This window comes from Alteraurantiacibacter aquimixticola (assembly GCF_004965515.1).
GTDB lineage: Bacteria > Pseudomonadota > Alphaproteobacteria > Sphingomonadales > Sphingomonadaceae > Alteraurantiacibacter > Alteraurantiacibacter aquimixticola.
In genome coordinates this window covers 745,199-769,686 of the sequence record NZ_SSHH01000002.1, presented here as the reverse complement: position 1 = coordinate 769,686, position 24,488 = coordinate 745,199, and the positions used below count along the sequence as shown (strand labels likewise).

22 protein-coding genes are annotated in these 24,488 nt (G+C 65.8%); 7 read left to right on the top strand and 15 right to left on the bottom strand.

Going from position 1 to position 24,488, the window contains the following annotated elements; translation table 11 throughout:
* Positions 1-5: 5 nt before the first annotated feature.
* The 4 genes from E5222_RS10240 to E5222_RS10225 all read right to left on the bottom strand — a co-directional run bounded on the left by E5222_RS10240 (position 6) and on the right by E5222_RS10225 (position 3,560).
* Positions 6-587 (bottom strand): beta-class carbonic anhydrase, encoded by a 582-nt coding sequence (locus E5222_RS10240; protein WP_136693647.1) that lies wholly within the window; start codon positions 585-587, stop codon positions 6-8.
* Positions 588-655: 68 nt separating this feature from the next.
* Complete coding sequence (locus tag E5222_RS10235) at positions 656-1,069, bottom strand: GFA family protein (protein ID WP_136693646.1); 414 nt, start codon at positions 1,067-1,069, stop codon at positions 656-658.
* A complete protein-coding gene (gene acs / locus E5222_RS10230) occupies positions 1,069-3,018 on the bottom strand; it encodes an acetate--CoA ligase (protein ID WP_136693645.1) in 1,950 nt (649 codons plus the stop codon). Before acs ends, E5222_RS10235 begins: the two co-directional genes overlap by 1 nt.
* Positions 3,019-3,149: 131 nt before the next feature.
* Positions 3,150-3,560, bottom strand: a complete 411-nt coding sequence (locus E5222_RS10225) for a MarR family winged helix-turn-helix transcriptional regulator (RefSeq protein ID WP_136693644.1) — start codon at positions 3,558-3,560, stop codon at positions 3,150-3,152.
* Between the two features lie 105 nt (positions 3,561-3,665).
* Between E5222_RS10225 and E5222_RS10220 the strand changes: the two genes are divergently transcribed.
* The 3 genes from E5222_RS10220 (at position 3,666) to E5222_RS10210 (ending at position 7,087) form a co-directional block, all read left to right on the top strand.
* Positions 3,666-4,529 (top strand): p-hydroxycinnamoyl CoA hydratase/lyase, encoded by an 864-nt coding sequence (locus E5222_RS10220; protein ID WP_136693643.1) that lies wholly within the window; start codon positions 3,666-3,668, stop codon positions 4,527-4,529.
* A 118-nt stretch (positions 4,530-4,647) separates the two neighbouring features.
* Positions 4,648-6,768, top strand: a complete 2,121-nt coding sequence (locus E5222_RS10215; RefSeq protein ID WP_136693642.1) for an acetate--CoA ligase family protein — start codon at positions 4,648-4,650, stop codon at positions 6,766-6,768.
* Positions 6,769-6,829: 61 nt separating this feature from the next.
* The gene (locus tag E5222_RS10210) at positions 6,830-7,087 is read left to right on the top strand and encodes a hypothetical protein (RefSeq protein ID WP_136693641.1); all 258 of its coding nucleotides are present in this window, start codon (positions 6,830-6,832) and stop codon (positions 7,085-7,087) included.
* A gap of 17 nt (positions 7,088-7,104) precedes the next feature.
* On the opposite strand, the gene E5222_RS10205 is transcribed toward E5222_RS10210, so the two are convergent.
* Positions 7,105-7,998, bottom strand: coding sequence for a hypothetical protein (locus tag E5222_RS10205; RefSeq protein ID WP_136693640.1), 894 nt, complete (start codon positions 7,996-7,998; stop codon positions 7,105-7,107).
* Positions 7,999-8,021: 23 nt separating this feature from the next.
* Positions 8,022-10,469: a PhoX family protein gene (locus tag E5222_RS10200; protein WP_136693639.1), complete on the bottom strand. Its 2,448-nt coding sequence runs from the start codon at positions 10,467-10,469 to the stop codon at positions 8,022-8,024.
* Between the two features lie 291 nt (positions 10,470-10,760).
* On the opposite strand from E5222_RS10200, the gene E5222_RS10195 reads away from it, so the two are divergent.
* Positions 10,761-11,939, top strand: coding sequence for a serine hydrolase domain-containing protein (locus E5222_RS10195; RefSeq protein ID WP_136693638.1), 1,179 nt, complete (start codon positions 10,761-10,763; stop codon positions 11,937-11,939).
* On the opposite strand, the gene E5222_RS10190 is transcribed toward E5222_RS10195, so the two are convergent.
* From E5222_RS10190 to tsaD, 8 genes are all read right to left on the bottom strand, one after another.
* On the bottom strand, positions 11,940-13,124 hold the full coding sequence (locus tag E5222_RS10190; protein WP_136693637.1) for an acyl-CoA dehydrogenase: 1,185 nt from the start codon (positions 13,122-13,124) through the stop codon (positions 11,940-11,942).
* 91 nt (positions 13,125-13,215) lie between these two features.
* Entirely contained in the window at positions 13,216-13,611 is a 396-nt protein-coding gene (locus tag E5222_RS10185) for a response regulator (protein WP_246021668.1), read from the bottom strand.
* A gap of 85 nt (positions 13,612-13,696) precedes the next feature.
* Positions 13,697-14,215, bottom strand: coding sequence for a helix-hairpin-helix domain-containing protein (locus E5222_RS16535; RefSeq protein WP_169053548.1), 519 nt, complete (start codon positions 14,213-14,215; stop codon positions 13,697-13,699).
* A 169-nt stretch (positions 14,216-14,384) separates the two neighbouring features.
* The gene (locus E5222_RS10170; RefSeq protein ID WP_246021667.1) at positions 14,385-15,134 is read right to left on the bottom strand and encodes an OmpA family protein; all 750 of its coding nucleotides are present in this window, start codon (positions 15,132-15,134) and stop codon (positions 14,385-14,387) included.
* A 19-nt stretch (positions 15,135-15,153) separates the two neighbouring features.
* On the bottom strand, positions 15,154-16,890 hold the full coding sequence (locus tag E5222_RS10165; RefSeq protein WP_136693635.1) for a vWA domain-containing protein: 1,737 nt from the start codon (positions 16,888-16,890) through the stop codon (positions 15,154-15,156).
* A 98-nt stretch (positions 16,891-16,988) separates the two neighbouring features.
* The gene (locus E5222_RS10160) at positions 16,989-18,503 is read right to left on the bottom strand and encodes a lipopolysaccharide biosynthesis protein (RefSeq protein WP_136693821.1); all 1,515 of its coding nucleotides are present in this window, start codon (positions 18,501-18,503) and stop codon (positions 16,989-16,991) included.
* Between the two features lie 35 nt (positions 18,504-18,538).
* Positions 18,539-19,537 carry an NAD(P)H-dependent glycerol-3-phosphate dehydrogenase gene (locus tag E5222_RS10155; RefSeq protein ID WP_136693634.1) on the bottom strand — a complete coding sequence of 333 codons (999 nt, stop codon included), beginning with the start codon at positions 19,535-19,537 and terminating at the stop codon, positions 18,539-18,541.
* Positions 19,534-20,571 (bottom strand): tRNA (adenosine(37)-N6)-threonylcarbamoyltransferase complex transferase subunit TsaD, encoded by a 1,038-nt coding sequence (gene tsaD, locus E5222_RS10150; RefSeq protein ID WP_136693633.1) that lies wholly within the window; start codon positions 20,569-20,571, stop codon positions 19,534-19,536. The genes E5222_RS10155 and tsaD overlap by 4 nt, the downstream gene beginning before the upstream one ends.
* A gap of 50 nt (positions 20,572-20,621) precedes the next feature.
* On the opposite strand from tsaD, the gene hemC reads away from it, so the two are divergent.
* The 3 genes from hemC (at position 20,622) to E5222_RS10135 (ending at position 23,238) form a co-directional block, all read left to right on the top strand.
* Positions 20,622-21,548, top strand: coding sequence for a hydroxymethylbilane synthase (gene hemC, locus E5222_RS10145; protein WP_136693632.1), 927 nt, complete (start codon positions 20,622-20,624; stop codon positions 21,546-21,548).
* A 3-nt stretch (positions 21,549-21,551) separates the two neighbouring features.
* A complete protein-coding gene (locus E5222_RS10140; RefSeq protein WP_136693631.1) occupies positions 21,552-22,238 on the top strand; it encodes a uroporphyrinogen-III synthase in 687 nt (228 codons plus the stop codon).
* 67 nt (positions 22,239-22,305) lie between these two features.
* The gene (locus tag E5222_RS10135; protein ID WP_246021666.1) at positions 22,306-23,238 is read left to right on the top strand and encodes a hypothetical protein; all 933 of its coding nucleotides are present in this window, start codon (positions 22,306-22,308) and stop codon (positions 23,236-23,238) included.
* A gap of 16 nt (positions 23,239-23,254) precedes the next feature.
* Here E5222_RS10135 and E5222_RS10130 read toward each other — a convergent pair whose 3' ends face one another.
* Entirely contained in the window at positions 23,255-24,469 is a 1,215-nt protein-coding gene (locus E5222_RS10130; RefSeq protein ID WP_136693630.1) for an FAD-dependent monooxygenase, read from the bottom strand.
* Positions 24,470-24,488 lie beyond the last annotated feature (19 nt).

The following is a 24,488-nucleotide window of genomic DNA, read 5'->3' as shown; positions in this document are numbered from 1 at the left end:
AGTCCCTATTCGACCGGAAGCAGCTTGCCCGTTCCGCAATCGTAGATGAAGCCCCAGACCGGCACGTCCTTGGGCGCGAGCGGATGGTTGCGAATGCGTTCCACATCGTCGCGCACGCTCTGTGCCAGGTCGGTGAAGGTGAGCCATGCCATGTGATGGCCTTCGGGCGATCCGCCCTCTTCCTTCTGGTTGGCCCATTTCGTACCGTCGAAAGTCGCGGTGGCGCGGCTCTTTTCGAGCAATCCGGCCATCGTGTTCCCGTCGAACAGCAGCATGCCGCAATCGGTGTGGTGGATCACGAACCATTCCTTCGTGCCCAGCAGCTTGTGGCTGATCACGAGCGAACGGATCGCATCGTCGCTGGCACGGCCGCCGGCATTGCGGATCACATGCGCATCGCCTTCTGCGAGGCCTGCATATTTCGCCGGGTCGAGCCGGGCGTCCATGCAGGTGAGGATGGCAAAGCCGCGCGCGGGGGGCAGGGCAAGGTCACCCTTGTCGCCGAAGCTGGTGGCATAGTCGGAATTGGCCGACATCACCTCGTCATAGGTGGCGGTCGGCTTCGGTTCGCTGTGACGGTCGGACATGTTCTCTCTCTCCCTCGGGATCGGTCATAGCCGTTTGCACTTCGGGTGGCGAGCGTTGCGGACAGTTCCTAGCCTGCACCCTCTTCGTAGCAGGCGAGGTCATCGTCGATGGTGTCCCAGGCGGCTTTCGAGCCAGTCCAGACATGGGCGGTGATTTCCGCCTGCGCGCCGCGTTCCAAAGTGCCAAGCCGGACGCGGATGTGGTCCTTGTCCCGCTCGACGTCCGCATAGGCAGGAGACCCGCAAGTGCCGCAGAAGACTCTCCACGCACCCGGCGAGGATTCGTAGCGGCGCAGAGTGCCTTCATCCTTGGTTATGCAGAACATTTCGCGCGGGACCCTGCAGTTTGCCGAATAGGCGCTTCCGTTTGCCTTGCGGCAGAGGTCGCAATGGCACAGGCGGACATTGGTGAGCGGGCCCTCCACCTCGAACTGGAAGGCTCCGCAGAGGCAACCGCCCGCATATGTGCGGCCCTGTCCCATCACCCTTTCGCGTGCGGGCTGTTCGCCAGCAAATCGTCCACCACGCTCGGATCGGCCAGCGTCGACGTATCGCCAAGGTTGCCCGTGTCGTTCTCGGCGATCTTGCGCAGGATACGGCGCATGATCTTGCCGCTGCGGGTCTTGGGCAGGCCGGGGGCGAATTGGACGACGTCCGGCGTGGCGATGGGGCCGATTTCCTTGCGGACCCACTGGATCAGCTCCTTGCGCAGCTCCTCGGTATTCTCGACGCCTTCCATCGTGGTGACATAGGCGTAGATGCCCTGTCCCTTCACGTCATGGGGCATGCCGACCACGGCGGCCTCTGCCACGGCGTCATGGTCCACCAGCGCGCTTTCGACTTCGGCCGTGCCCATGCGGTGGCCGGAGACGTTGATCACGTCGTCGATGCGGCCGGTGATCCAGTAATAGCCGTCCTCGTCCCGACGGCAGCCATCGCCGGTGAAATACTTGCCCGGATATTGCGAGAAGTAGGTCTGGATGAAGCGGTCATGGTCGCCATAGACGGTGCGCATCTGGCCGGGCCAGCTGTCGAGAATGACGAGCGCGCCTTCGGTCGCGCCTTCGAGCACATGGCCGTCCGCCGGATCGACCACGGCAGGCTGCACGCCGAACATGGGGAAGCTGGCGCTGCCGGGCTTCAGCGCATGCGCGCCGGGAAGCGGCGTGATCATGTGGCCGCCAGTCTCAGTCTGCCACCACGTATCGACGATCGGGCAGCGTTTGTCGCCCACCACGTCATAGTACCAGTCCCATGCCTCGGGATTGATCGGCTCGCCCACGCTGCCGAGCACTTTCAGGCTCTTGCGGCTGGTCTTCTTCACCCATTCATCGCCCTCGCGCATCAGCGCACGCAAGGCGGTGGGGGCGGCATAGAATTGCTCGACCTCGTACTTGTCGACCACCTGCCAGAAGCGGGAGAAATCCGGGTAATTGGGCACGCCTTCGAACATCAGCGTGGTCGCGCCGTTCATCAGCGGGCCGTAGACGACGTAGCTGTGCCCGGTGACCCAGCCGATATCCGCCGCGCACCAGTAGATCTGGCCGGGCCGGTAATCGAAAGTGTATTCATGCGTCATGCTGGCCCACACGGCATAGCCGCCGGTGGTATGCAGCACGCCCTTGGGCTTGCCGGTGGAGCCTGAGGTGTAAAGGATGAAAAGCGGGTCTTCGGCGTTCATTTCCTCGGGTTCGCAATGGGCTGACATGCCAGCTACCGCCTCCGCCCAGTCCACATCGCGGCCTTCCACGAAGGGCACATCCGCGCCGGTGTGGCGCAGCATGATGACCGTATCGACCTTGGCCTTGGCACATGCCGCATCGACATTGGCCTTCAGCGGAACCTTCTTGCCGCCGCGCAGCCCCTCGTCGGAGGTTAGTACGATCGTGCTCTCGCAATCGGTGATCCGCTGGGCGAGGGCGTCGGGAGAGAAGCCCGCAAATACGATCGAATGCACCGCGCCGATCCGTGCGCAGGCGAGCATGGCCACCGCCGCTTCCGGCACCATGGGCAGGTAGATCGTCACGCGGTCGCCGCGCTTGACGCCCTTGTCCTTCAGCAGGTTTGCGAACCTGCACGTTGCCTCGTGAAGCTCGCGATAGGTCAGCTGGCGGTTCGGCGTATCGGGATGGTCGGGCTCCCACAGGATCGCCACATCGTCGCCGCGCGTGGCAAGATGCCGGTCAAGACAATTGGCGGCGAGGTTGAGCGTGCCGTCCTCGAACCACTTGATGCGGAAATTGTCCGTGTCGAAGCACGTATCCTTGATCTTGGTGGGTGCGCGCATCCAGTCGATCCGCTGCGCCTCTCCCAGCCAGAAGCTGTCCGGATCGTCCACGCTGGCGCGATATTTCAGCGCATAGGCGTCGGCATCGATCTTGGCATTGGCGGCCCATTCGGCCGGGACCGGATGGGTGACGTGCTCGTGCATTTTAAACGCTCTCCCCAATTCGTCGTCATTGCGAGCGGAGCGAAGCAATCCAGAGCGGTTCGCGGTAACGCCCTGGATTGCCACGGCGACTTCGTCGCCTCGCAATGACGAGGGTTAGAGAAGCGCGAGGCCTAGCGCCAGAGGGCATTCAATGCGGGCAGCAGGTGATCGCGATGTTCGGGCGGAATACGCTCGAGCAGTTCGGCCTCGAAAGCCTCGATGATGTCGCGCGCCTCGCGCGTCTTGGCCTCGCCGCTTTCGGTCAGCGCCAGGCCCTGCGACTTGCCGTCCAGCGGCTCGCGGAAAATCCACCCCTCATCCTCCAGCCGTTTCAGCAGCGGGACCATGTTCGCACGCTGGATATCGAGCTGGCGGCCGAGCGCGCTGGCGGTGACGTCGCGGTTTTCGCCGACAAGGATCAGGATCGAGGCATCGACCTGCTTGAGGCCGATATCCGACAGGCGCGAAGCCAGCTCCCCCGCCGTCGCATTGGCGGCACGGCGTAGCGAATAGCCGGGAAAGGCGGGAAGCGGATCACGCATGAATGATTCCTAGCGATTGTTGTTGTCTATAGCAATGCATATCGCTATGCGCGATAGCAATTCAAACGCGCGCGCGACTCGTGCGCCCAATTGTGGAGAGCCCCCATGGCCATGCCGTCCAAGCCCGATCCCCGTCCGCAGGAAGAAACCGTCAAATACGAGATCGTCGATGGCGTCGCCTGGGTCTCGCTCAACCGTCCCGACAAGAAGAACTGCCAGAGCCCGAAGCTCAACCGCCAGATGAAGGTGGTGCTGGACGAGCTGGAATTCCGTGACGACGTGCAGGTGCTGGTCCTTACCGGCGAAGGCGATGCCTGGTCTGCCGGCATGGACCTGCTCGAATATTTCCGTCACGCCGAGCAGGAAGGCCTGCACAAGGTCCGCCAGCACCAGCGTGAGGCCTATGCCTGGTGGGAACGCCTGCGCTGGTACGAAAAGGCGACTGTCGGCATGATCAATGGCTGGTGCTTTGGCGGTGCCTATGGCCCGCTCTTCGCCTGCGATATCGCCATTGCTTCCGACAAGGCGCAGTTCGGCCTGTCCGAAATCAACTGGGCGATCCTGCCCGGCGGCGGCGCCTCCAAGGTCGCGGCCGACCTCATGCCCTATCGCAAGGCCATGTATCACGCGATGATGGGTGAGAACCTGACCGGCAAGCAGGCCGAAGAGCAGGGCCTCGTCACCGAATGCGTGCCGCATGACCAGTTGAAGGCGCGCGTGCAGGAAGTGGCCGACAAGCTGAAGGCCAAGGACAGCCAGGCCCTGCGCGCCACCAAGTGGGCGATGCGCCGGGTCATGGAAATGACCTATGACAATGCCGAGGATTACCTGATCCGCACGCAGGAAGCGCTCAACGACTTCGGCGGCTGGGAAACCCGCAAGGAAGCTACCAAGCAGTTCCTTGACGAGAAGACCTTCAAGCCCGGCCTTGGCGCTTTCGACAAGAGCAAGGTCCAGAAGGACGATTGATCCAAATTATCGAAGCGGCGCGGGCAGTCTTGTTCGCGCCGCTTCTTCTTTCTAGGCACACTGGCAAAAGAACCGCCCCGGTCCCGCCGGGGCTTCGCATGTCCGAGGGGATGACAGCATGACCACCCGCCGCTTCACCAATGAACAGATCGACCGCCTGTTGCGGCCCAAATCCGTCGCCGTCATCGGCGCATCGGATCGCCATGGCGCGCTGGGCTGCACGCTGCTCAACAACCTCGTGCAGTACAAGTTCAAGGGCGACATCTACCCGGTGAACCCCAAGCGGGACGAGCTGCAGGGGCTGAAGGTCTATAAGGGCCCGCAGGAACTGCCGCACGGCGTCGATTGCGCGGTGCTGGCGATCCCGCGTCCTTTCGTGGTCGATACCGTCCGCGCGCTGGCAGAGAATGGCTGCGGCGCGGTGGTGATCTATGCCGCCGGCTTCTCCGAAGCGGGTGAGGAAGGCGCGAAGGACCAGGCCGAACTGGCGCGCATTTCCGAAGAACACGGCATCATCATCGAAGGCCCGAACTGCCTCGGCTGCACCAACTATGTCGAAGGCATCCCGCTGACCTTCGTCGAAACCAACATGAAGCAGCCCGGCCCGAACGACCGCGCCGTGGGCGTTGCCAGCCAGTCCGGCGCGCTCGCCGCCGTGCTCGCCACCACGCTGCATCCGCGCGGCTGCTATGTCTCGACCTCGGTTTCCACCGGTAACGAGGCGGCATCGGGCGTGGAGGACTATGTCGAATGGCTGGTCGACGATCCGGCCACCCATGTCATCGCCATGTATGTCGAGAACCTGCGCAATCCGCAGGCCTTCATCGCCGCCGCTCGCCGTGCGCGCGCGGCCGGCAAGCCCATCGTCATGCTGCACCCGGGCAAGAGCGACAAGGCGCAGGAAAGCGCCGCCACGCATACCGGCGCGATGGCGGGCGACTATGCGCTGATGAAGGCGAAGCTCAGCCGTGAAGGCATCATCTTTGCCGATACGCTGGAAGAGCTGGCCGATATCGCCACCATAGCGGTGACCTGCGAAAGCCTGCCCGGTGCCAACATGGCGGTGCTGGGTGAAAGCGGCGCGCTGCGCGGTCTTGCCTTCGACATTGCCGAGGATATCGGCCTCGACCTCATCGACCTCAATGACGAGAACAGCCCGAAGATCCGCGCTGTGCTGCCCGATTTCGTGCCGGTGTCGAACCCCACGGACATCACCGCGATCGGCCTGTCCGAACCGGAAATCTACACCAACCTCCTGCGCGCGCTGCTGGAGGATGACCGGATCGGCAGCGTCGTCGCCTCGATCATCCAGTCGGACCCGATCACTTCGAAGATCAAGTTCCCGCCGATCCAGAAGGCGCTGGAAGGCGGCGACCTCGGCAAGCCGCTGGTGTTTGCCGGCGTGGATGAAGGCGCGAATGTGCCGCAGGAATATATCGATGGCCTGGCCTCTGCCGGTATCCCCTATTTCCGTTCGACCGAGCGCGCCTATCGCGCCATCGCGCGGCTGGCGGACCTCTCCAAGCGCGACCTGAGCGACAACTCGGTTGCGCCGGTGACGCTGGCAGGCCTGTCCGATGAAAGCGGTGTGATCCCCGAATACAAGGCCAAGGCGCTGCTCGCCCCCGCCGGGATCGCTTTCCCCGAAAGCAAGTTCGCCGCCACCGCCGAGGAAGCCGCCTCTGCGGCCGAGGCCATCGGTTATCCGGTGGTGATGAAGGCGCAGGCCGCCGCGCTCGGCCACAAGAGTGATGCGGGCGGGGTGATCCTGAACCTCAAGAGCCGCGAGGACGTGGCCGAGGCCTTCGAGCGGATGTTCCAGAACGTCGCCAATTACGATGCCTCCATCGCGCTCGACGGCGTGCTGGTGGAGAAGATGGGCCGCATGGGCACCGAGATGATCGTCGGCGCCAAGTCCGATCCCCAGTGGGGCCCGGTCGTGCTGGCAGGCTTCGGCGGCGTGACCGCGGAAATCCTCAAGGACGTGAAGCTGTTCACGCCCGACATGGGCAAGGAGCAGGTCGTTGCCGGCCTGCTCTCGCTGAAGCAGGCGCCGATCCTCAAGGGCTATCGCGGCAGCCCCGCGCTGGACGTGGAGGCGCTGGCCGACCTGATCGTGCAGATGGGCGCGGTGATGACCGGCAATCCCGGAATTCGCGAGATCGACCTCAACCCGGTGATCGTCCATCCCAAGGGCGAGGGTGTGGTTGCGCTCGATGCGCTGATGCTGGTCGACTGAACGGTGACAGGAATATGACCGGCAAATGTGACCGGCATGGCAGAGTCTCCGAACTGTAACATTGACTGACCAGACCCTGTCCTTCGCCCGCATGGGCAAGGGGCAGGGAATGGAAGAGACAATCGATTCGCCAGACTGGGTGATGCAGGCTCACGGGCTGAGCGACGACGTCACCAGCGATGAAGCCGAATTGCTGGCGGAGCTTGCGGGCGTGGTCGACAGCTGGCCGGCCCGCAATATCGTCACCCGCAGGGCCCTGCACGAAGCGGCGATGGCGCTGCTTAACCTCGCATCGGAGAATGGCCAGCCGGCGGCCTGACGCTCCCGCCCGAAAGCCTAGGATCGGCCGTAGCTGATCCGGATGCGCACCCATGACCCGACCAGCGTTTCCCCGCCGCGCCGGGGCGGTCGGACCTGGAACTGCCATGCCGCTGCCAGCACCGCATTCATGATGTTGGAGCTGGCCGGATATTGGTCGATCGGGACGCAATCGACCACTGCCCAGCGCGGCGCCGTCTTGCAGGCGATCAAGGCCCATGCCGGGGCCTCTACGGTGGAAAGATAGCCCGACATTTCCTGCCGCGTGGGCTTGCGGAACCATTGCGCGGCATAGAGCGGCTCACCATCCGGCGCGGTGCCGACGATCTCGCTGTCCCCGCTTCTGCTGCGGCCACCGGTGTCGGGCGGGCCATAGGTGCGGTCTGCGCGGATGACGGCACGCGGCCGGTCGTCGGGCGGGGTGTCCACCGGTTCGGGGATCGGCGGCTGCACCGGTATGGGCCGCAACACTGGGCGCGGCAGCGGAACGATGTCGAGCGGGGTCGGACGGACCGGCGCAGGCCGGACTTCTGCAGGCTGCGGCTGTTCCTGCGCCGCATCGGGAGGCGTCTCGCCGCTATCCTCCTCCGCCGGAGCGGGTGATTGTGACGTGTCGAAGGTGGTGATCCGGCTCGCAGGCTGCACTTCCGGTGCATCGCGATACATGCCGAGCGAGAGCAGCACCGCCAGGAAAAGCAGCTCCAGCGCTATCGTGGCGACAAGTGCGAAGGTGCGCTCGCCCAGGCGGTCCCCCAGCCGCTCGCGCCACGCTCGGGTGACGCGGACAAGTGAAGGTAACGCGCTGCGAATGGAATCGGCCCCTGCGGTATCCGGCCGGTCGCGGTTCGCAGAAAGACTTGTAACGCCAGCTGAACGAGAAAGGGCGGCAGGTTTCCCTGCCGCCCTCTTCATTCCGGGATGCTGCGGCCGGTTGATCAGAGGCCGACCACGCCTCCCGTGTCCTTGGTCACCACGACCACGCCCGAACGCGGGCGGCCGGTGGCATTGCCCTCCTGGCTCTGCGGCCAGTTGCTGGTGATGTTTGCGGGATCGCCATTCTCGCCCGGATGCTGGATGCCCACGAACAGCGTGCGGCCGTCGGGAGTAGTGTCGACGCCGGTGATCTCGCATTCGAGCGGCCCGGTGAGGAAGCGCTTGAGGTTGGCGCTCGTCGCCGGCTGACCGGCAAAGGTCGCTTGCTGCGCAGTGCTGGTGTCCGCGGCGACATTGGTGATCGTCTTCGCCTCGCCATCGCCGACAAAGCCCGGCAGCGCGGCCAGCATCTGGTTGTTGGTGCGATCGGTGAAGGCGCCATCGTCGGTCTGGATCCACAGCAGCGGGTTGATCTGCCCGGCCGGGTTCTGTTCGCGGCTGAACCACAACCCGTCGGGAGACGAGAAGTCGTTATCCGCATCGAGGCCGGAGATGTTGACCGATGCGCCGGCATCGATCGAGTCCGCGCCGAACAGGTAGATGTCCCACAGGAAGGACGTGGCGGCACTGTTGTCACCCCCTTCGCGCAGGCGCAGGATATGGCCGTTCGGATTGCCCGTAGTCGTGCCGCTTCCGCGGGGTTCGACATAGTGGCGCGGATTGGCCGCATCGGTGCCGTCGATCGGGCGGTTGGATGCGTTGTTGTTGGTCAGCGTGAGATAGATCTCGCCGGTGACCGGGTTGAGCGCGGTCCATTCCGGACGGTCCATCGGCGTCGCGCCCACCGCATCGGCGGCGAGGCGGGTGTTGACGAGGATGTCGGCCTGGTCGGCAAAGACATATTCGGGCTCGCTGCCGACTGCCGGGCGGTTGGGGACCGAGCCGAAGACCAGCGGCAGCCAGGTGCCGCTGCCATCGGCGTTGAAGCGCGCGACATAGAGCGTACCGCTGTCGAGATATTTGTCGCCCACGGCCAGGCGGTCGGTACGGTGCGCGTCGGCCGGATCCCATGCCGCATCGGAGACGAACTTGTACATATATTCGCGGCGCGAATCGTCGCCCATATAGACGGCGACCTTCTGGCCGGAGACCAGCTTGCCCAGCCATGCACCCTCATGGCCCATGCGGCCCAGCGCCGTGCGTTTGCGCGGGGTGGAGGCCGGGTCGTAGGGATCGATTTCGACCACCCAGCCGAACTGGTTCATCTCGTTGCGATAGTCATCGGTTGCCGATGCGCCGGTTGCGCGGGCATCCCAGCGGCGGAAGATGTCCTGCGAGGGTTCGGCGCTCGACCAGGCATAATTGCCGGTGGAGGAGCGGACGCCGTAGCGGCGCAGCGCCGTCAGCTCGCGGGCGGTGCGGTTGGCGTTGTCGCTGCCGGGGCCATCGTCGTCGCGGCGGAAATAGCCCGCCCAGTTTTCCTCGCAAGTCAGCAGCGTGCCCCATGCGGCATAGCCATTGGCGCAATTGTTGATCGTGCCCCGGCCATCGGTACCGTTGGTGGAATACTGGGTGGCCAGCATTGCGCTGCCGCGAACCGGTCCGTTGATGGCCATCGGTGTCATCGGCGTGATGCGGCGGTTGAAGGCCGAGTTCTGGACATATTCCCAGTCGCGCGCGCCGGTGGTGTCCTGCACCTCGACCACGCTCAGGCCATGCGCTTCGATCTCCTTCAGGGCCTCGGCAGCGGGGCGCGGTCCATCGGAAACATTGGTCGGGCCGGCGGGGTGCAGGTACTGCTCGTTGAGGTTCTCGTGGTTCTGCACCAGCAGCCCGCGAACGGAGCTGTTGTCATCGCGCGAACCTCCCGCGTCGAGGCCGAAGTAATAGAGCGCATCGCCATGATCGCCGATGCGGGTGGCGAAATTCGCGTCGCTGCCATCGTTCACATAGTCGGGCGTGGCCGCATCGATCGGGTCGCCGAGGCGAGTGAGCACGGTGACCGAGTATCCGGCGGGGACGGTGACGATATCGTCCAGGTTCTTGGGCACGGCGCTGAAGGTGAGCGCAGCCGGATTGACCGTGATGACCGTCGAATCCGACACGCCGCCAGCGGTCAGGGTGAAGGTGAGGGCGGTGGGAGCGGCAACGGCTGGCGCGATGAACGTCGCCGTGTTGCCGGACCCCGTGGTCAGTTCCACTGCAGGCCCACCGGTTTGCGCGAAGCTGGCCGGGTTGATTGCACCCTGCGTGGCCGATCCCTGCAGGGTCACGAAAGCGCCGGTGGATACGGTCGCATCCGTGCCGGCATCGACCACCGGGTCGCCAACGACAACGTCGTCATCGTCACATGCCGCCAGCATGCTGGTGCCGACAAAGGCCAGCGCACTGGCGCGCAGGCCGCCAAGGATCGTCTGGCGGCGGTTGGCGACCAGCACGTTGAGGGAAGGGTTGTCGGTATGGTTGGTGTCGATATCCCCGTCGGAATATCCATTGAATGCGCGGTCCATGAGGGCCCCCGAGGGTGAGTGTTGTCTGAGGCCTCGCTGGATAGGTGGGGATCGTGACAGCGCCGGGTATGCGGTGCGACCGGGTCGGGTCTGACTTGTGTCAGTCAGAGCTGCCTTTTCGGACTGGCGCGTGCCGGATGTCACAAGGTTTCAATCGCAAGACAGCCGGTGCGACCGCGAATCTCCCAGTGTGTCGCTCATCTAATACAGTCATCCGCTCGTCTATCGCCGCTCGACCGGCACGGCGGCCCGTTCCAGCTTCCCGGCAGTGGGAGGTGAGGAGATGATGACATGGACAGGATGGCAAGGGGCGGGATCAGCCGCCGCACGTTCACAACCGGGGCAGCACTCGGCGCCATGGCCGCACCCGCAATGGCGCGCGCACAAATGAGCGGTTCCGTGGCGACCAATCCTGCTGCGGCGACCGTGCTCGACGCGCTGCTGGACGAACATCCAATCCCCGCCATTTCCGGCGCGGTCGTTCGCGATGGAGAGCTGGTCTGGGCCGAGGCGCGCGGTATGGCGGATCTCGAGCACGAAGTGGGCGCGACGCCGGAGACGATCTTCCGGCTCGGCAGCGTCTCCAAGGTCGTCACCGCCGCCATCGGCGCGCGGCTGGCGGCGGCGGGCGTAGTCGATCTCGACGCGCCGATCGGTACTTTGCGGCCCGAATTGCCCGAACATCATCGCGCCACCACGCTACGCCAGCTCTACAGCCATCAGGGCGGCGTGCGGCATTACACCGCGCTCGACCTCAGCCCCATGTCGCCCACCGGCAGCGTCGATGCGAAGATCTTTCCCAGGACGGAGGACGCGCTGGCGATCTTCATCGCGGATCCGCTGGTGGCCGAACCGGGGACTTCGGTGAACTACTCCACCTTCGGCTACACGCTGATCAGCGCGCTGCTCGAAAGCGCCAGCGGGGCGAGCTTCGTCGAACTGATCCGGCGCGAGGTTGCCGCGCCCCTGGGCCTTGCCACGCTGGCGGCGGAGGACGGGTTTGCCATCGTGTCCGACAGGGTCAGCTTCTACGATCCCGCCGCCATGTATCGCGCGGTGGTGCCCGACCTGCCGCTGCCCGAGGATGCCACGGTGATCAATTCGCTGCCGAGCATGGCGAGCTACAAATATGCAGGTGGCGGGATGCAGGCGACTGCCGCCGACGTCGCCAGCTTCGGCGCTGCGCAGCTGGCGGGAAGTTTTCTTGGCGATGGCGCGCGCGACACGCTGTTCACTGCGGTGACCGAGGCCGACGACCGCATGCCCGCATTGGGCCTCGGCTGGCGGATCGACAGCCACGACATGCTCGGCCGCCGCTTCCACCATGCCGGCAATATGCAGGGCTGCCGGGCGCAGCTGGCGCTCTACCCGGACCACGGCCTGTCGGTGGCGCTGATGAGCAACCTTGGCGGAACGCCGGGCCCGATCCTCAACTACACGGACCGGATCGCGGCGGGCTTCATCGCCTGATCAGAAAGCCGCAATCCCGGTGATCGCGCGGCCGAGGATGAGGGCGTGCACGTCATGCGCGCCTTCATAGGTGTTGACCGTCTCCAGGTTCAGCATGTGGCGCATCACCTGGTATTCCTCGGAAATGCCGTTGCCGCCGTGCATGTCGCGCGCGAGCCGCGCAGCATCCAATGCCTTGCCGACATTGTTGCGCTTGACGATGGAAACCATCTCGGGCGCGAACCGCCCTTCGTCCATCAGGCGACCGACACGCAGGCTGCCCTGCAGGCCCAGCGCAATCTCGCTCATCATGTCGGCGAGCTTCTTCTGGTAGAGCTGGTTGGCGGCGAGCGGCCTGCCGAACTGCTTGCGTTCCAGGCCATATTCGCGCGCGGCGTGGAGGCAAAACTCGGCCGCGCCCATCGCACCCCAGCTGATGCCGTAGCGCGCGCGATTGAGGCAGCCGAAGGGGCCCTTGATCCCCTCGACATTGGGCAGCAGCGCATCGCCGGGCACGGCAACCTCGTCCATCATGATCATGCCGGTGGTGCTGGCGCGCAGGGACAGCTTGCCGCCGATCTTGGGCGCTTCCAGCCCCGCCATGCCCTTGTCCAGCACGAAGCCGCGCACCTTGCCGCCATGCGCCTCGGACTTGGCCCAGACCACGAAGACATCGGCGAAAGGGGAGTTGGAAATCCACGTCTTGGAGCCTGACAGCTTGAAGCCGTCGCCATCCTTCTTCGCGACCGTGCGCATGCCGGCGGGGTCAGAGCCTGCATCGGGTTCGGTCAAGCCGAAGCAGCCGATCAGTTCGCCGCTGGCAAGGCCGGGAAGGTACTTCTGCTTCTGCTCCTCCGAGCCATAGGCAAGGATCGGATACATGACGAGGCTGGACTGGACCGAGGCCATGGAGCGGTAGCCCGAATCCACCCGCTCGATCTCGCGCGCGACCAGGCCATAGGCGACATAGCTTGCGCCCGCGCCGCCATATTCTTCCGGCACGGTCACGCCCAGAAGGCCCGCTTCGCCCATCATCGGGAACAGCTCGCTGGCGTCGCGCTCCTCGCGGAAATCGTCGATCACGCGCGGTTGCAGCACGCCTTGCGCAAAGCCATGCGCGGCATCGCGCACCATGCGTTCCTCATCGGTCAGCTGGTCGTCGAGATTGAAGGGATCCGCCCAGTCGAAAGGCACCATTCCGGCCATGAAAGAAGTCTCCTTTGAAACCGCCTTAGCGATCTCAAGGAGACTAGCCAATGGGAGTTCTAATGGTAGCCATTAAGGGCTGCCGGACGCTTCAATGTGTGGTGCCGATAGCTTTCCGGATCATGTCGATCAGTTCGCTGGGCGGGCATGGCTTGGACGCAGCCTGCGCATTTGGATAGCGTTCGCGCACCTCGGCGGGGGGCACATGACCCGAATGGAACACGATCGGGACGCCAGCCGCGGTCAGCGCGTCGGCCAGCGGATAGACCTCGCCATCGTCGGTGAAAATGTCGAGAATGGCGAAATCGGGCATATGCTCGCCGATGGCGCGAAAGGCGCCTTTGTTGCCGCTATGCGGGCCGTCTACCTTATAGCCCAGATCGCTCACCGTTTCGGCGAGGTCGAGGCCGATGATGAACTCGTCTTCCACAACAAGCACGCGCGGGTGCTCGTTCGGCGGGTGTTCTGTCTGTGCTTGCGTTGCCACGGGCGGCTCTCCTGCGTCTTGTGATTCTTTCGTTCGTCTACACCAGGTAAACGAGCGAAAGCGTCTGCAGGTTCCCGGCAGGCGCTCAGCTGCGGCCAAACTGGCTTTCATAGGCAGCACGATCACCGGCGGCGAGCAGGCGCGCCTGTTCCACCCAGTTGTCGCGCCGGATGCGGCCCTGGAAGCGGCCCAGCTGCGCATCGACACGGTCGATCTCCGCATCGTCCCAGGCAGCGATCTGGGCGAAGCTGGTCACGCCCATTTCCGCCAGCTGCATCTTCAGCTTGGGGCCCAGGCCCTTGATCTGGGTGAGATCGTCCGCGCCGGAAGGGGCAGGAGCGGGGGCGGGAGCTGGTGCAGGAGCAGGTGCCGGGGCGGGAGCGGGTTCCGCCACGGGCGGGGCAGGGGGTGGCGGGGCCCTGTCTGCAGCTGGCGTGGCGTCGATCAGCGCCTGGTTGCGCTTGGCCACCGCGGCATCCTCGTCCTTCGGTTCGAGCTCCACGGTAGTCTTGCGATTGGCGGCGAAGATCCACCAGGCGACCAGAATGCCGATCGCCAGCGCGATAACGATGAAGATCCAGTTGTCCTGCAGCAGTTCAGCCATGTCCCTATCCCGATAATTCGCGTGTCAGTTGCGGCCCCATATGGCCCAGCCAATGCCGATGCCGATCGCATAGGCGATCAGCAGGAGGACAAGCAGTTCGAGCCAGATGGGCATGGGCGCTCTCTAATCGCGGGTGGGGGTTATTGGCAATGGCGCTAGTCTGTGTGACCTAGCGCGGACCCGGCGTATCGACCGGTGTCGGCATGATCGGTTCGGTTTCGAGCACGGTGAACTCGATCCGGCGATTGGCGGGATCGGCGGGGTCGAGCCCTTCCACCGGCAATCGCGAGCCCACACCGCGTATCCGCAAGCCGTCAGCCGGGATGCCGCGCTCCACCAGCTCGTTGCGCACGGCGGCGGCGCGTTCGCGCGAGAGCGAGAGGTTGCCCGGCTCGGTGCCCGAACTGTCCGTATGGCCGGTGATTTCAATGATCGCGCCGAGGCAGGGGCGCAAGGCGGTCGCCACCTCGTCGACCAGCGGCTCGCTGCCGGGAACAAGGCGATCGGAACCTTCCTCGAAGCGGATCGAGCGGGCGCGCAGCAGCGCCTGCACGTCCTCCTGGCAATGCAGCGGCCTGAGAGGCGGTGCCTCGCCCTCGCTCAGCATGGTGCCATCGGCCCAGCGGATACCGCCGACGCCGGGAATGGCGGCCACAGCGCGGGCGATGCGGGCGCGGGTGGAATCGTCCAGCCCCTCGCCGCCCACCAGCAGCGGATGGCGGCTGGCAAGGCCGTTGGGAGAGCGGAACTGCGCTTCCACCGCGTTGCCGCCGCCGGCTTCGGCCACCACGGGCACGGTGCGCTCGGCCAGCCTGTCCGCCAGCGCGGGCCCGGTCATATTGCCGCCGATAATTGCCAGCGCGACCATGGCGGCGGCTCCGGCGGCAAGGGCGATGCGGGGGTTCTTGAGGATCCTCATCCCGCCCCCTTAGCGCGGCTTAGCGCCGTCCGTCGAGGGCATCTGCCAGCTGTGCGAGCTGGACGAATTCCTCGCGCCAATAGCCATCCTGCCGCCCGGCCAGCTCCACCGTATCGTCAAAGCCGAAGCCGTTGAGCAGCGTGTCACCCCGCAGGATCTGGCCATAGGCGGCCACCGCGCTGGCAAAGGCCATGTCGCCGCGGGCCGTACCGGCACGATCCATCAGCGAGGCGGAAACCGGCTGCTGCAACAGGATCGAGCTGTCGCGGCCCGGCAGCTTGTAGCGCAGCTGGACGAAGGCGACTTCGTCCGCCGACTGGCCGTTAGCGGTATTGGCAGGCGCGCTGTAGCGGCGGCCCTGCATCCAGCCGGAGGCCCCGGCAGGCACGATCTCATAGAGTGCAGTGACCTGGTGCCCCGCGCCGATCTCGCCGGCATCGACCGCGTCATTGTCGAAATCCTCTTCGCGAAGCGCGCGGTTCTCATAGCCGATCAGGCGGTACTGGCTGACCTTGGCGGGGTTGAATTCGACCTGGATCTTCACGTCATGCGCGATGGTGAACAGCGTCGATGCCATCTCCTCGGAGAGCACCTTGCGCGCTTCCATCGCGCTGTCGATATAGGCGTAATTGCCGTTCCCGTGATCGGCGATCTGCTCCATCATCGCATCGTTGAGATTGCCGGTGCCGAAGCCCAACGTGGTGAGCGTGACGCCCGAGCGCCGCTCCTTCTCGATCAGCTCCACCAGCGCGTCATGGTCGCTGACGCCGACGTTGAAATCGCCATCGGTGCACAGGATTACGCGGTTCACGCCGCCTTCGATGAAGCTGCCGCGCGCCACGTCATAGGCGAGGCGGATGCCCGCTCCGCCTGCCGTCGAGCCGCCCGCGCGCAGCGATTCGATCGCGCGCCGGATGTCGCATTCGTCATTGGTCGGCTCCAGCACAACGCCCGCCGCACCGGCATAGACGACGATGGAGACGCGGTCCTCGTCGCCCAACTCGCCCGCCAGCATGTGCATGGCCGTCTGCACCAGCGGCAGCTTGTCGCGGCTATGCATCGAGCCTGATACGTCGAGCAGGAAGACGAGGTTCGCTGCAGGGCGTTCCGCACGCGGCAGGTCGTAACCGCGCAAGCCGATGCGCAGCAGGCGCGTATCCTCGTTCCACGGCGTTACCGCCATGTCGGTGGTGACCGAGAAGGGCGCTTCGTCGTCTGCGGGCTCCGGATAGTCGTAACGGAAATAGTTGATCAGTTCCTCGGTCCGCACGGCGGCCTGCGGAGGCAGGTTGCCGTCCGACAGGAAGCGGCGGACATTGGCATAGGCGGCCGTGTCGACATCGACGGAGAAGGTCGAGACCGGCTCCTCATGCGCCCACAGCGCTGGCGCGACGTTCTCGCCTTCATAACGCTCGCGGCCCGGGTCGATGGCGGGGCGCACGGCGGGAATGAAAGTGGGGCCGGGACCGGCGACTCGCGCACCCGTGACGACGATGCTTTGTTCTGCAGAAGAAGCAGGCGGGGGCGGAGGTGCGGGCGGGTTCGGCCCGCTACCCGGCCTCCTTGCATAGGCCACAACGGGAGGGGGGCGGGTTTCGTCGGTCTGGGTCAAGGGCGATGGCCCGCAACGCTCGGGCCAAGCCGGTGCGGCGAGCGGCGCGCGTTCGAGATTGGCCAGCGCCGGTTGCGCAGGCGCGCTGCACAGAGCCGCTGCCAGCAGCGCGGTGGTGATCTTGCGATGTGTCGATGTCGGCATGCCTCTTCCCCCTCAAGACTCATGTAACACTGTCACGCGATCCTGCGCGAAAGCCGTGAACCGATTGTGAACGGGGGATTTGGGTGACGTTTAGCCAGCTATGAAGCAGGCGGCGTACCGGCGGCCTGCGCCTGCTTGTCCTTCTTGCTCATGCCGCGGAACAGCACGCGATCTTCCTCGCCAAAGCCGCGCGTCCAGATGACCCAGCCATAGACGGCGAGGATGGCGGGAACGCCGAAGGCCAGCTCCATCCATTCGGGCAGCATGATCGCGATCTGGCCGACGATCACCGCCGCGCCGATCGCCCAGACCAGCGCCCAGCGCCAGTTGTTGATCGAATGGCCGAGGATGCGGGACAGCATGACCGCCTTCACCACCGATGCCGCGCCCAGCGCCAGCATCAGCGCGCCCGCAGCGGCTGCGGCGCGGAAATAGTCGGCACGTTCCGGATCGGCGAAGTCGAGCTCTTCGATGCCGATCATCACCGCCACCGTCAGCAGCGCCTGCAGGCCGATCGTGCCTATCGAGATCCACAAATTGCGAACGCGGGCGACATAGATCAGCGCCGCCTCGGAAACGACTGCCGTGGCCGCCACAACCTCTGCCGCCAGCAGGAAGGCGAGCGCGCCCGTGCCGGGGACGAACTCGCCCCCGTCGCCGAACAGGCCCATCAGCGCTTCGCCCGGTATGCCCAGCGCCAGCGCGATGCCTGCCTGCATGGCGATGATCCAGAAGCCCACCTGGCACACCTGCCGGGCTATCGCGGCATAGTCCTTTTCCTTGAGCTTGGCGGTGATGACCGGGCCCAGGATCGGCTCGAAACTGGTCTTCAGCTTCTGCGGCAGGCTGGCGACCTGCTGCGCCATGTAATAGATGCCCACCGCCACTGGACCTGCAAAAAAGCCGAGGATGAACAGGTCGATGCGCCGCGTGCCCCATTCGATCGCATCGGCCACCGCCAGCGGCAATGCGCGCACCACCATCCGCCCGATACGGGCCGGGTTTGGCACCCAGCCATTGGGCAGGCCATAGGTTCGCATGAACGGGATGAGCGCGGTGGCAAGCCCGGCATAGATCGAGGCGAGATAGGCCATCGCAAGGCCCGATTCGGATATGGCGGGCACGAAATAGAAAGCACCGGCCAGGATGGAGATCGTCCACGGCTCCACCACCGCCCTTGCGCGCACGGTGGTGGCGATATCGAATTTATAGGCTTGGGCCGCCAGCACTATCTCGGTCAGCGCGTAGCCGGGGATGGCGAGCACGATCCAGCGGTCGAGCGGGCCGTCCATGCCATTGGGGAAGAGCGGTGCGGGCCAGATATAGAGTATCGCGGCGACGGCGGATGAGAACACCAGCGCCACCAGCATGGAATCGGCGATCAGCGGCGCCTGCTCGCCATCGCCATCGGTCAGCCGCTGCGCCAGCCCGCGCTTCTCACCGATCGAGCAGACCAGCGCTGTGAGCTCCACCACGACCAGCGCATAGGCATAGATGCCGACGCTCTCGGCGCCATAGAGCTGGCCAGCGATGAACAGGAAGGGCAGGCGCGCCAGCAGGCGCAGCAGGAAGCCGAAGAAATTCGTGCGCCCACCCTTGGCGAGCGCGGCCATGTCGCTGCCGGCGTCCTCGGGTGGTGCTGGGGTGCTCAACTGGGCGGCCCTTCGGCTTTCAGCGGGCGGGTGAGCAGGTCCTGCGCCACCGCGGCGACGTCGCCGCCTTCCAGCAGGGTGCAGACCGCATCGACAATGGGCATGTCCACGCCGTGCTTCGCGGCGAGTTCGCGCAGCACGGGCGCGGTATGCGCGCCTTCGGCCACGGTGCGCCGGTCGGTCATCAGCGCGGCGGCGCTCTGCCCTTCGCCCAGCGCCTTGCCGAGCGAGAAATTGCGGCTGGAAGTGGAGGAGCAGGTGAGCACGAGGTCGCCCAGGCCGCACAGCCCCGCCAGCGTATCGCGCTTGGCGCCGAGCGCCTCGCCGAAACGCAGCATTTCGGCATAGCCGCGGCTGATCAGCGCGCAGCGGGCATTGAAGCCGAGGCGCAAGCCGTCGACCACGCCGCAGGCTATGGCGAGCACGTTCTTCACCGCGCCGCCCACTTCGGCGCCGACAAGATCGTCGGAATAATAGGGGCGGAAGGTCGGCCGGGCGATTTCGCCAACCAGCCGGTGCCACTGTTCCTCACCGCCGCCACAGGCCAGCGTTACGGCGGCGGGAAGACCCGCTGCCACTTCATGCGCGAAGGTCGGGCCGGAGAGCACGGCGATATCGGAGCCGGGCGCAATCTCGCGCGCGACATCGTGCATCATCCGTCCGGTCGAAGCCTCGATCCCCTTGGAACAGAGCACGAGGTCGCGCGGGTGGGACGGCATTTGCCGCATCACGGTGCCCAGGTGCTGTGCCGGGGTGACCAGCAGCAACATGTCGAGCGCGGCCATTTCGGAAAGGTCGCTGGTCGCGCGGATCGAGGGCGCGAGCTCGGCGGAGGGGAGGTAGAGATCGTTGCGGTGCGTGGCGTTGATCGCGGTGACCAGCTCCTCCTCCAGCACCCAGAGCAGCACGTCGCGCCCGTCGCTGGCGAGCATTTGCGCGAGCGCGGTGCCCCAGGCGCCTGCCCCCACGACGCCTACTTTTGCCCCCTCACTCATGCCTTCACTCCTGCCCCGCGAACGGGTGCTGCATCGGGATCGAGCGGCCAGCGCGGGCGGGCCGAAATGTCGAGCGGGTCCGCGCTGCCGCCAGCCGCCAGCCGCTCTATACCCGCCCAGGCGATCATCGCCGCATTGTCTGTGCAGAGCGGCAAAGGCGGGGCGGTGAAGGCGAGGCCGTGCTCGGTGGCCAGCTCCTCCAGCGCGGCGCGGATGGCCTTGTTGGCGGCGACACCGCCCGCGACGACCAGCGCATTGACCGGGCCCATATTGCGAAGCGCGATCCGCATCCGGTCGAGAATGCAGTCGACGGCGGCCTGCTGGAAACTCGCGGCGATATCGGCGGGCTTGTGCTCCCCGCTCTCCGCCGCGCGCAGCACCGCGCTTTTGAGGCCCGCAAAGGAGAAATGTGGTTCGCCGCTGCCCACCAGCGGGCGGGGCAGGGGAACGGCCTCAGGATCGCCTTCCAGCGCCAGCTTCTCCATCGCCGGACCGCCGGGATATCCGAGACCGAGGATCTTGGCGCTCTTGTCGAAAGCTTCACCCAAAGCATCGTCGATCGTAGTGGCGAGGCGCTGGTACTTGCCGACGCCTTCGACGCGCAGGATCTGGCAATGCCCGCCGCTCACCAGCAGCAGGGCATAGGGAAACTCAAGCGAGGCATCGGCCAGCCGCGGGCTCAGCGCATGGCCTTCAAGATGGTTGATTGCGAGCAGCGGCGTGTCGCTTGCCATGGCGAGCGCCTTGGCGGAAACGAGGCCGACCATGACCCCGCCGATCAGACCCGGCCCGGCGGTCGCAGCTATCGCGTCGACCTCCTTCAACCCCAGCTCGGCCTCTTTCAGCACCTTCTCGATCAGCGGCGCCATGCGTGTCGCATGGGCGCGTGCGGCGATTTCCGGCACCACGCCGCCATAGGGGGCGTGCTCGGCCTCCTGGCTGGCGATGGCCTGCGCCAATATGCGCCTGTCCCCGTCCACCAGCGCGGCGGCGGTTTCGTCGCAGGAACTCTCTATGCCCAAGACAATGGTCATTGCGCGGCTTCCACTGGACGCAATTGCCATCTAGGGCAAGCGCCACGCTTATGAATACAACTGTCAAATTGAAGCTCGGGACCCGCCGTTCGCCGCTCGCCATGGCGCAGGCGGAGGAGACGCGCGCCCGGCTGTGCAAGGCGCATGGCTGGGATGAAAGCGCCGTGGAACTCGTCCCCGTGATCGCCAGCGGGGACAAGGTGCAGGACCGCCCTCTGTCCGAAATCGGCGGCAAGGCGCTGTGGACCAAGGAGCTCGACCAGTGGCTGGCCGAAGGCGCGATTGATGCCTCCGTCCATTCGCTGAAGGACGTGGAGACGGTGCGCCCCGAAGCTTTTACGCTGGCTGCAATCCTGCCGCGCGCGGACAAGCGTGACCGGCTGGTGGGGGCAAGCTCGATCTCGCAGCTGAAGCCCGGCGCGGTGGTCGGCACCAGCGCCCCGCGCCGCGCCGCGCAATTGCTGCACCAGCGGCCCGATTGTTCGGTGGTGATGTTCCGCGGCAATGTCGCCACGCGCCTGTCCAAGCTGGCGGCGGGCGAGGCCGATGCGACATTCCTCGCCGCCGCCGGGCTGGAGCGGCTGGGCGAGCATGGCGTGGGTCACGCGCTCGATCCCGCCGGCTGGCTCCCTGCGCCCGCGCAAGGGGCGATTGCGGTGGAATGCCGCGCCAATGATGCGGAGACGCGCGAATTGCTCGCCGCCATCGACCACGAGCCGAGCCGGGCGGAGGTGACGGCCGAACGCGCGCTGCTGCTGGCGCTGGGCGGCAATTGCCACTCGGCCATCGCGGTGCGTTGTGACTGGGAGGAGGGCGAGCTGGCGATGGAGGCCGCGCTCTACAGCCCGGACGGAACGCAGATGGTGCAAGGTGAGGCGCGCTTCACAGCCGAGGATACGGAAGCTCCCGCAAGGCTTGCGCATGACCTCCTCTCGCGCGCCAGCACCGCGATCCGCAGCCATTTTGCAGGCGAATAAGCGATGCACGTCATTACCATCCGCCCTGAACCCGCAAGCAGCGAGACGGTCGCCAATGGCGCCGCACAAGGCCTCGCAATCAGCGCATTCCCGCTCTCGAGCATTGAACCGCGCGCATGGCAGGGACCCGATCCCGCCGAAGTGGACGGGCTTCTCGCCGGCAGCATGAACGCCTTCCGCCATGGCGGCGAGGAACTCGCTCGCTACCACGGCAAGCCCGTGCTGGCGGTGGGCCCGACCACCGCCAAGGCGGCGCGCGAGGCGGGCTTCGAAGTGGAACTGGTGGGCGAGGGCGGCTTGCAGAAGCTGCTGGACCAGATGGATGAGCGCCCCTTGCGGCTGCTGCGGCTGGCCGGGGAGCGGCATGTCGATCTTGCTCCGCCCGACGGCGTGACGGTCGAAATGTGCATAACCTATGCTGCCTGCGACTGCGAAATGCCGCCAAAACTGGTCGAGACACTGCAGGCGGGCGATGCGCTGGTGCTGCTCCACTCGGCAGGGGCGGCCACGCATTTTCGCAATGAATGCGAGCGTTTAGGGATAGAAAAGGGCGGTATTGCCCTCGCTGCGCTGGGGCCGAGGATTGCCGATGCGGCCGGTTCAGGCTGGGGAAAGCTCCGATCCGCCCAACGTCCCGCTGCGGGCGCATTGTTGGCCTTGGCGAAGGAGATGTGCCAAAAGGCTGACTGAACCCGGAAGCGAGAGGCGCTGACAAGGTGCCCGTGAATGGATGGTCGGCGGGCTCGCAAAGGATAGTATGGACGAAGGTTACACCTTTCCCACGCAGGACAAGATGCGCCGCGGCATCGGCATGCGCGCGCTGGTAATCGCGGTTCTGGCCGCTTTCCTGCTTGGCGTATTGGCCGTGATGCTCTTCTCGCGCGGGGATGGCCTGGGCGTGGGCGACATGTTCCGCCTGCGCAGCGATACCGCGCCAGAAGCCACCATGCCGCTGGGCGCCATCGGCGATCCCCAACCTGTTACCGTGCCTGCAGGAGCCGCCGAAGTGGTGGTGCAGGAAGCGCGTGCGGCGGTGGAACGCGTCGAGCAGGTGGAAGTGCAGGCGGGCGGCATCGACCAGCGCGTTGCGGCCATGGAACAGCGGCTCACCAGGCTCGACCTGCAATCGCAGGCCGCCGCCGGCAATGCCGCGCGCGCCGAAGGCATGCTGATCGCCTTCGCCTCGCGCCGGGCTCTGGAACGCGGCCAGCCGCTGGGCTTCCTGGAGGACCAGCTGCGCCTGCGTTTTGGCGATGCGCGGCCCAATGCGGTGCAGACGATCGTCAACGCCTCGCAGGACCCGGTCACGCTGGACCAGCTTATCGTGCGTCTGGATGGCCTCGCGCCCGAACTCACCGATATTCCCGAGGGGCAAGGGATGATGACGCGGCTGGGGCATGAGCTGTCGCAGCTCTTCTCCATCCGTACCGACGATACGCCTTCGCCCGTCGCCGAGCGGCGGCTGGAACGCGCACGCATCGCGCTCGAAAGCGGGCGCACCGAACGCGCGATTGCCGAGGTGTCCGCGCTCCCCAATCCGGCGGCGGCGGCGGACTGGCTGGCAGATGCCGAACGCTATCGCGCCGCGCAGGCCGCGCTGGAAGTGCTGGAGACAGCTTCCGTGCTGGAACCGCGCGAGTTGCGTGACGCGGAAGGCCAGCGGGTGGAACAGCCGAGCCCCGCGAACTGATCTGGCGGCAAGGGCCTCAGCCCTTCAGCAGTTCGGGAACCTCGCCGCTCACGCCGCGCGCCTCATCCATGAACCAGCGCTTCAGCGGTGGTGTGCGCTGGACCATGCCCATGCCGAGGCGGCGGATCGCGCTGGGTAGCTTGCCGGGAATGCCGAACAGGCGGGTCAGCCCGTCGGTCGCGCCCATCACCATCAGCGAATCGAGCGCGCGCCACTTCTGATAGCGGGCGAGCATCTGCGCATCGCCGAAATCGAGGCCGAGCCGCGCGGCTTCGCTCATGACTTCCACCAGTGCACCGACATCGCGCAGGCCCAGGTTCAGGCCCTGTCCGGCAATCGGGTGCATGCCGTGCGCGGCATCGCCCACCAGCGCCAGGCGGTCGCCGGTGATCTGCACCGTATGCTGGAAGGAGAGCGGGTAGGCGCTGATATCGCCCTGCAATTCGATCTCGCCCAGCACGCCATGCATGCGCTTGGCTACTTCGGCGCGGAACATCGAACGCGGCATGGCGAGCACGCCGGCGGCATCCTTTTCCGCCACCGTCCACACCAGTGCGCTGCGATGCGAGCCGTCCTCGTCATCGAGCAGCGGCAGCAGGGCGAAAGGCCCGGCGGGATAGAAGATCTCCCACGCGACATTCTCATGCGGCTTGGAGTGCGTGAGGCCGACGATCATCGCACGGTGCGAATAATCCCAATGCGCCATGGTGATGCCCGCTTCCTCGCGTGTCGGGGAAAGACGGCCTTCCGCGCCGACCATCAGCGAGGCTTCCAGCACCGTCTCATCCGCCAGCATGGCCGTGACGCCATGGTCGCCGCGATGGCGCGTCAGCACATTGGTCTTCGGGCGATAGGAGATGAGGTCCTCGCCCTGCGCCGCCTCGAACAGGGCGAGGCGCAGGCGGCGGTTGGGGAACATGCGGCCAAGCGTGCCTTCATGCTCCTCGGGCTGGAAATCGATCCGGCCCGGCTTCATCCCGTCGGTCACCGCGATGCTGGCGATGGGGCAGCCGAACGGCTCCAGCGCATCGGCAATGTCGATATTGCGGAACAGGTTCCAGCTGGCCGTGGAAATGGCCGAGGCGCGCCCGTCAAAGCCCTCCGCAGTCAGTTCCGCCGGGTCGGCCCGGTCCACCACATGGCTGGAAATGCCCTTCTTCGCCGCTGCTATGGCCAGCGTCATGCCAACCAGGCCGCCGCCGAGGATCAGGAGATCGCGCTTGTCGCTCATGTCTGAGGCTCCTAGATCG

Bases quoted from the DNA above. Each gene is read 5' to 3' on its own strand.
- E5222_RS10240 (WP_136693647.1), bottom strand. From the start codon at position 587: ATGTCCGACCGTCACAGCGAACCGAAGCCGACCGCCACCTATGACGAG.
- E5222_RS10235 (WP_136693646.1), bottom strand. From the start codon at position 1,069: ATGGGACAGGGCCGCACATATGCGGGCGGTTGCCTCTGCGGAGCCTTC.
- acs (WP_136693645.1), bottom strand. From the start codon at position 3,018: ATGCACGAGCACGTCACCCATCCGGTCCCGGCCGAATGGGCCGCCAAT.
- E5222_RS10225 (WP_136693644.1), bottom strand. From the start codon at position 3,560: ATGCGTGATCCGCTTCCCGCCTTTCCCGGCTATTCGCTACGCCGTGCC.
- E5222_RS10220 (WP_136693643.1), top strand. From the start codon at position 3,666: ATGGCCATGCCGTCCAAGCCCGATCCCCGTCCGCAGGAAGAAACCGTC.
- E5222_RS10215 (WP_136693642.1), top strand. From the start codon at position 4,648: ATGACCACCCGCCGCTTCACCAATGAACAGATCGACCGCCTGTTGCGG.
- E5222_RS10205 (WP_136693640.1), bottom strand. From the start codon at position 7,998: ATGAAGAGGGCGGCAGGGAAACCTGCCGCCCTTTCTCGTTCAGCTGGC.
- E5222_RS10200 (WP_136693639.1), bottom strand. From the start codon at position 10,469: ATGGACCGCGCATTCAATGGATATTCCGACGGGGATATCGACACCAAC.
- E5222_RS10195 (WP_136693638.1), top strand. From the start codon at position 10,761: ATGGACAGGATGGCAAGGGGCGGGATCAGCCGCCGCACGTTCACAACC.
- E5222_RS10190 (WP_136693637.1), bottom strand. From the start codon at position 13,124: ATGGCCGGAATGGTGCCTTTCGACTGGGCGGATCCCTTCAATCTCGAC.
- E5222_RS16535 (WP_169053548.1), bottom strand. From the start codon at position 14,215: ATGGCTGAACTGCTGCAGGACAACTGGATCTTCATCGTTATCGCGCTG.
- E5222_RS10170 (WP_246021667.1), bottom strand. From the start codon at position 15,134: ATGAGGATCCTCAAGAACCCCCGCATCGCCCTTGCCGCCGGAGCCGCC.
- E5222_RS10165 (WP_136693635.1), bottom strand. From the start codon at position 16,890: ATGCCGACATCGACACATCGCAAGATCACCACCGCGCTGCTGGCAGCG.
- E5222_RS10160 (WP_136693821.1), bottom strand. From the start codon at position 18,503: ATGGCCGCGCTCGCCAAGGGTGGGCGCACGAATTTCTTCGGCTTCCTG.
- E5222_RS10155 (WP_136693634.1), bottom strand. From the start codon at position 19,537: ATGAGTGAGGGGGCAAAAGTAGGCGTCGTGGGGGCAGGCGCCTGGGGC.
- tsaD (WP_136693633.1), bottom strand. From the start codon at position 20,571: ATGACCATTGTCTTGGGCATAGAGAGTTCCTGCGACGAAACCGCCGCC.
- hemC (WP_136693632.1), top strand. From the start codon at position 20,622: ATGAATACAACTGTCAAATTGAAGCTCGGGACCCGCCGTTCGCCGCTC.
- E5222_RS10140 (WP_136693631.1), top strand. From the start codon at position 21,552: ATGCACGTCATTACCATCCGCCCTGAACCCGCAAGCAGCGAGACGGTC.
- E5222_RS10135 (WP_246021666.1), top strand. From the start codon at position 22,306: ATGGACGAAGGTTACACCTTTCCCACGCAGGACAAGATGCGCCGCGGC.
- E5222_RS10130 (WP_136693630.1), bottom strand. From the start codon at position 24,469: ATGAGCGACAAGCGCGATCTCCTGATCCTCGGCGGCGGCCTGGTTGGC.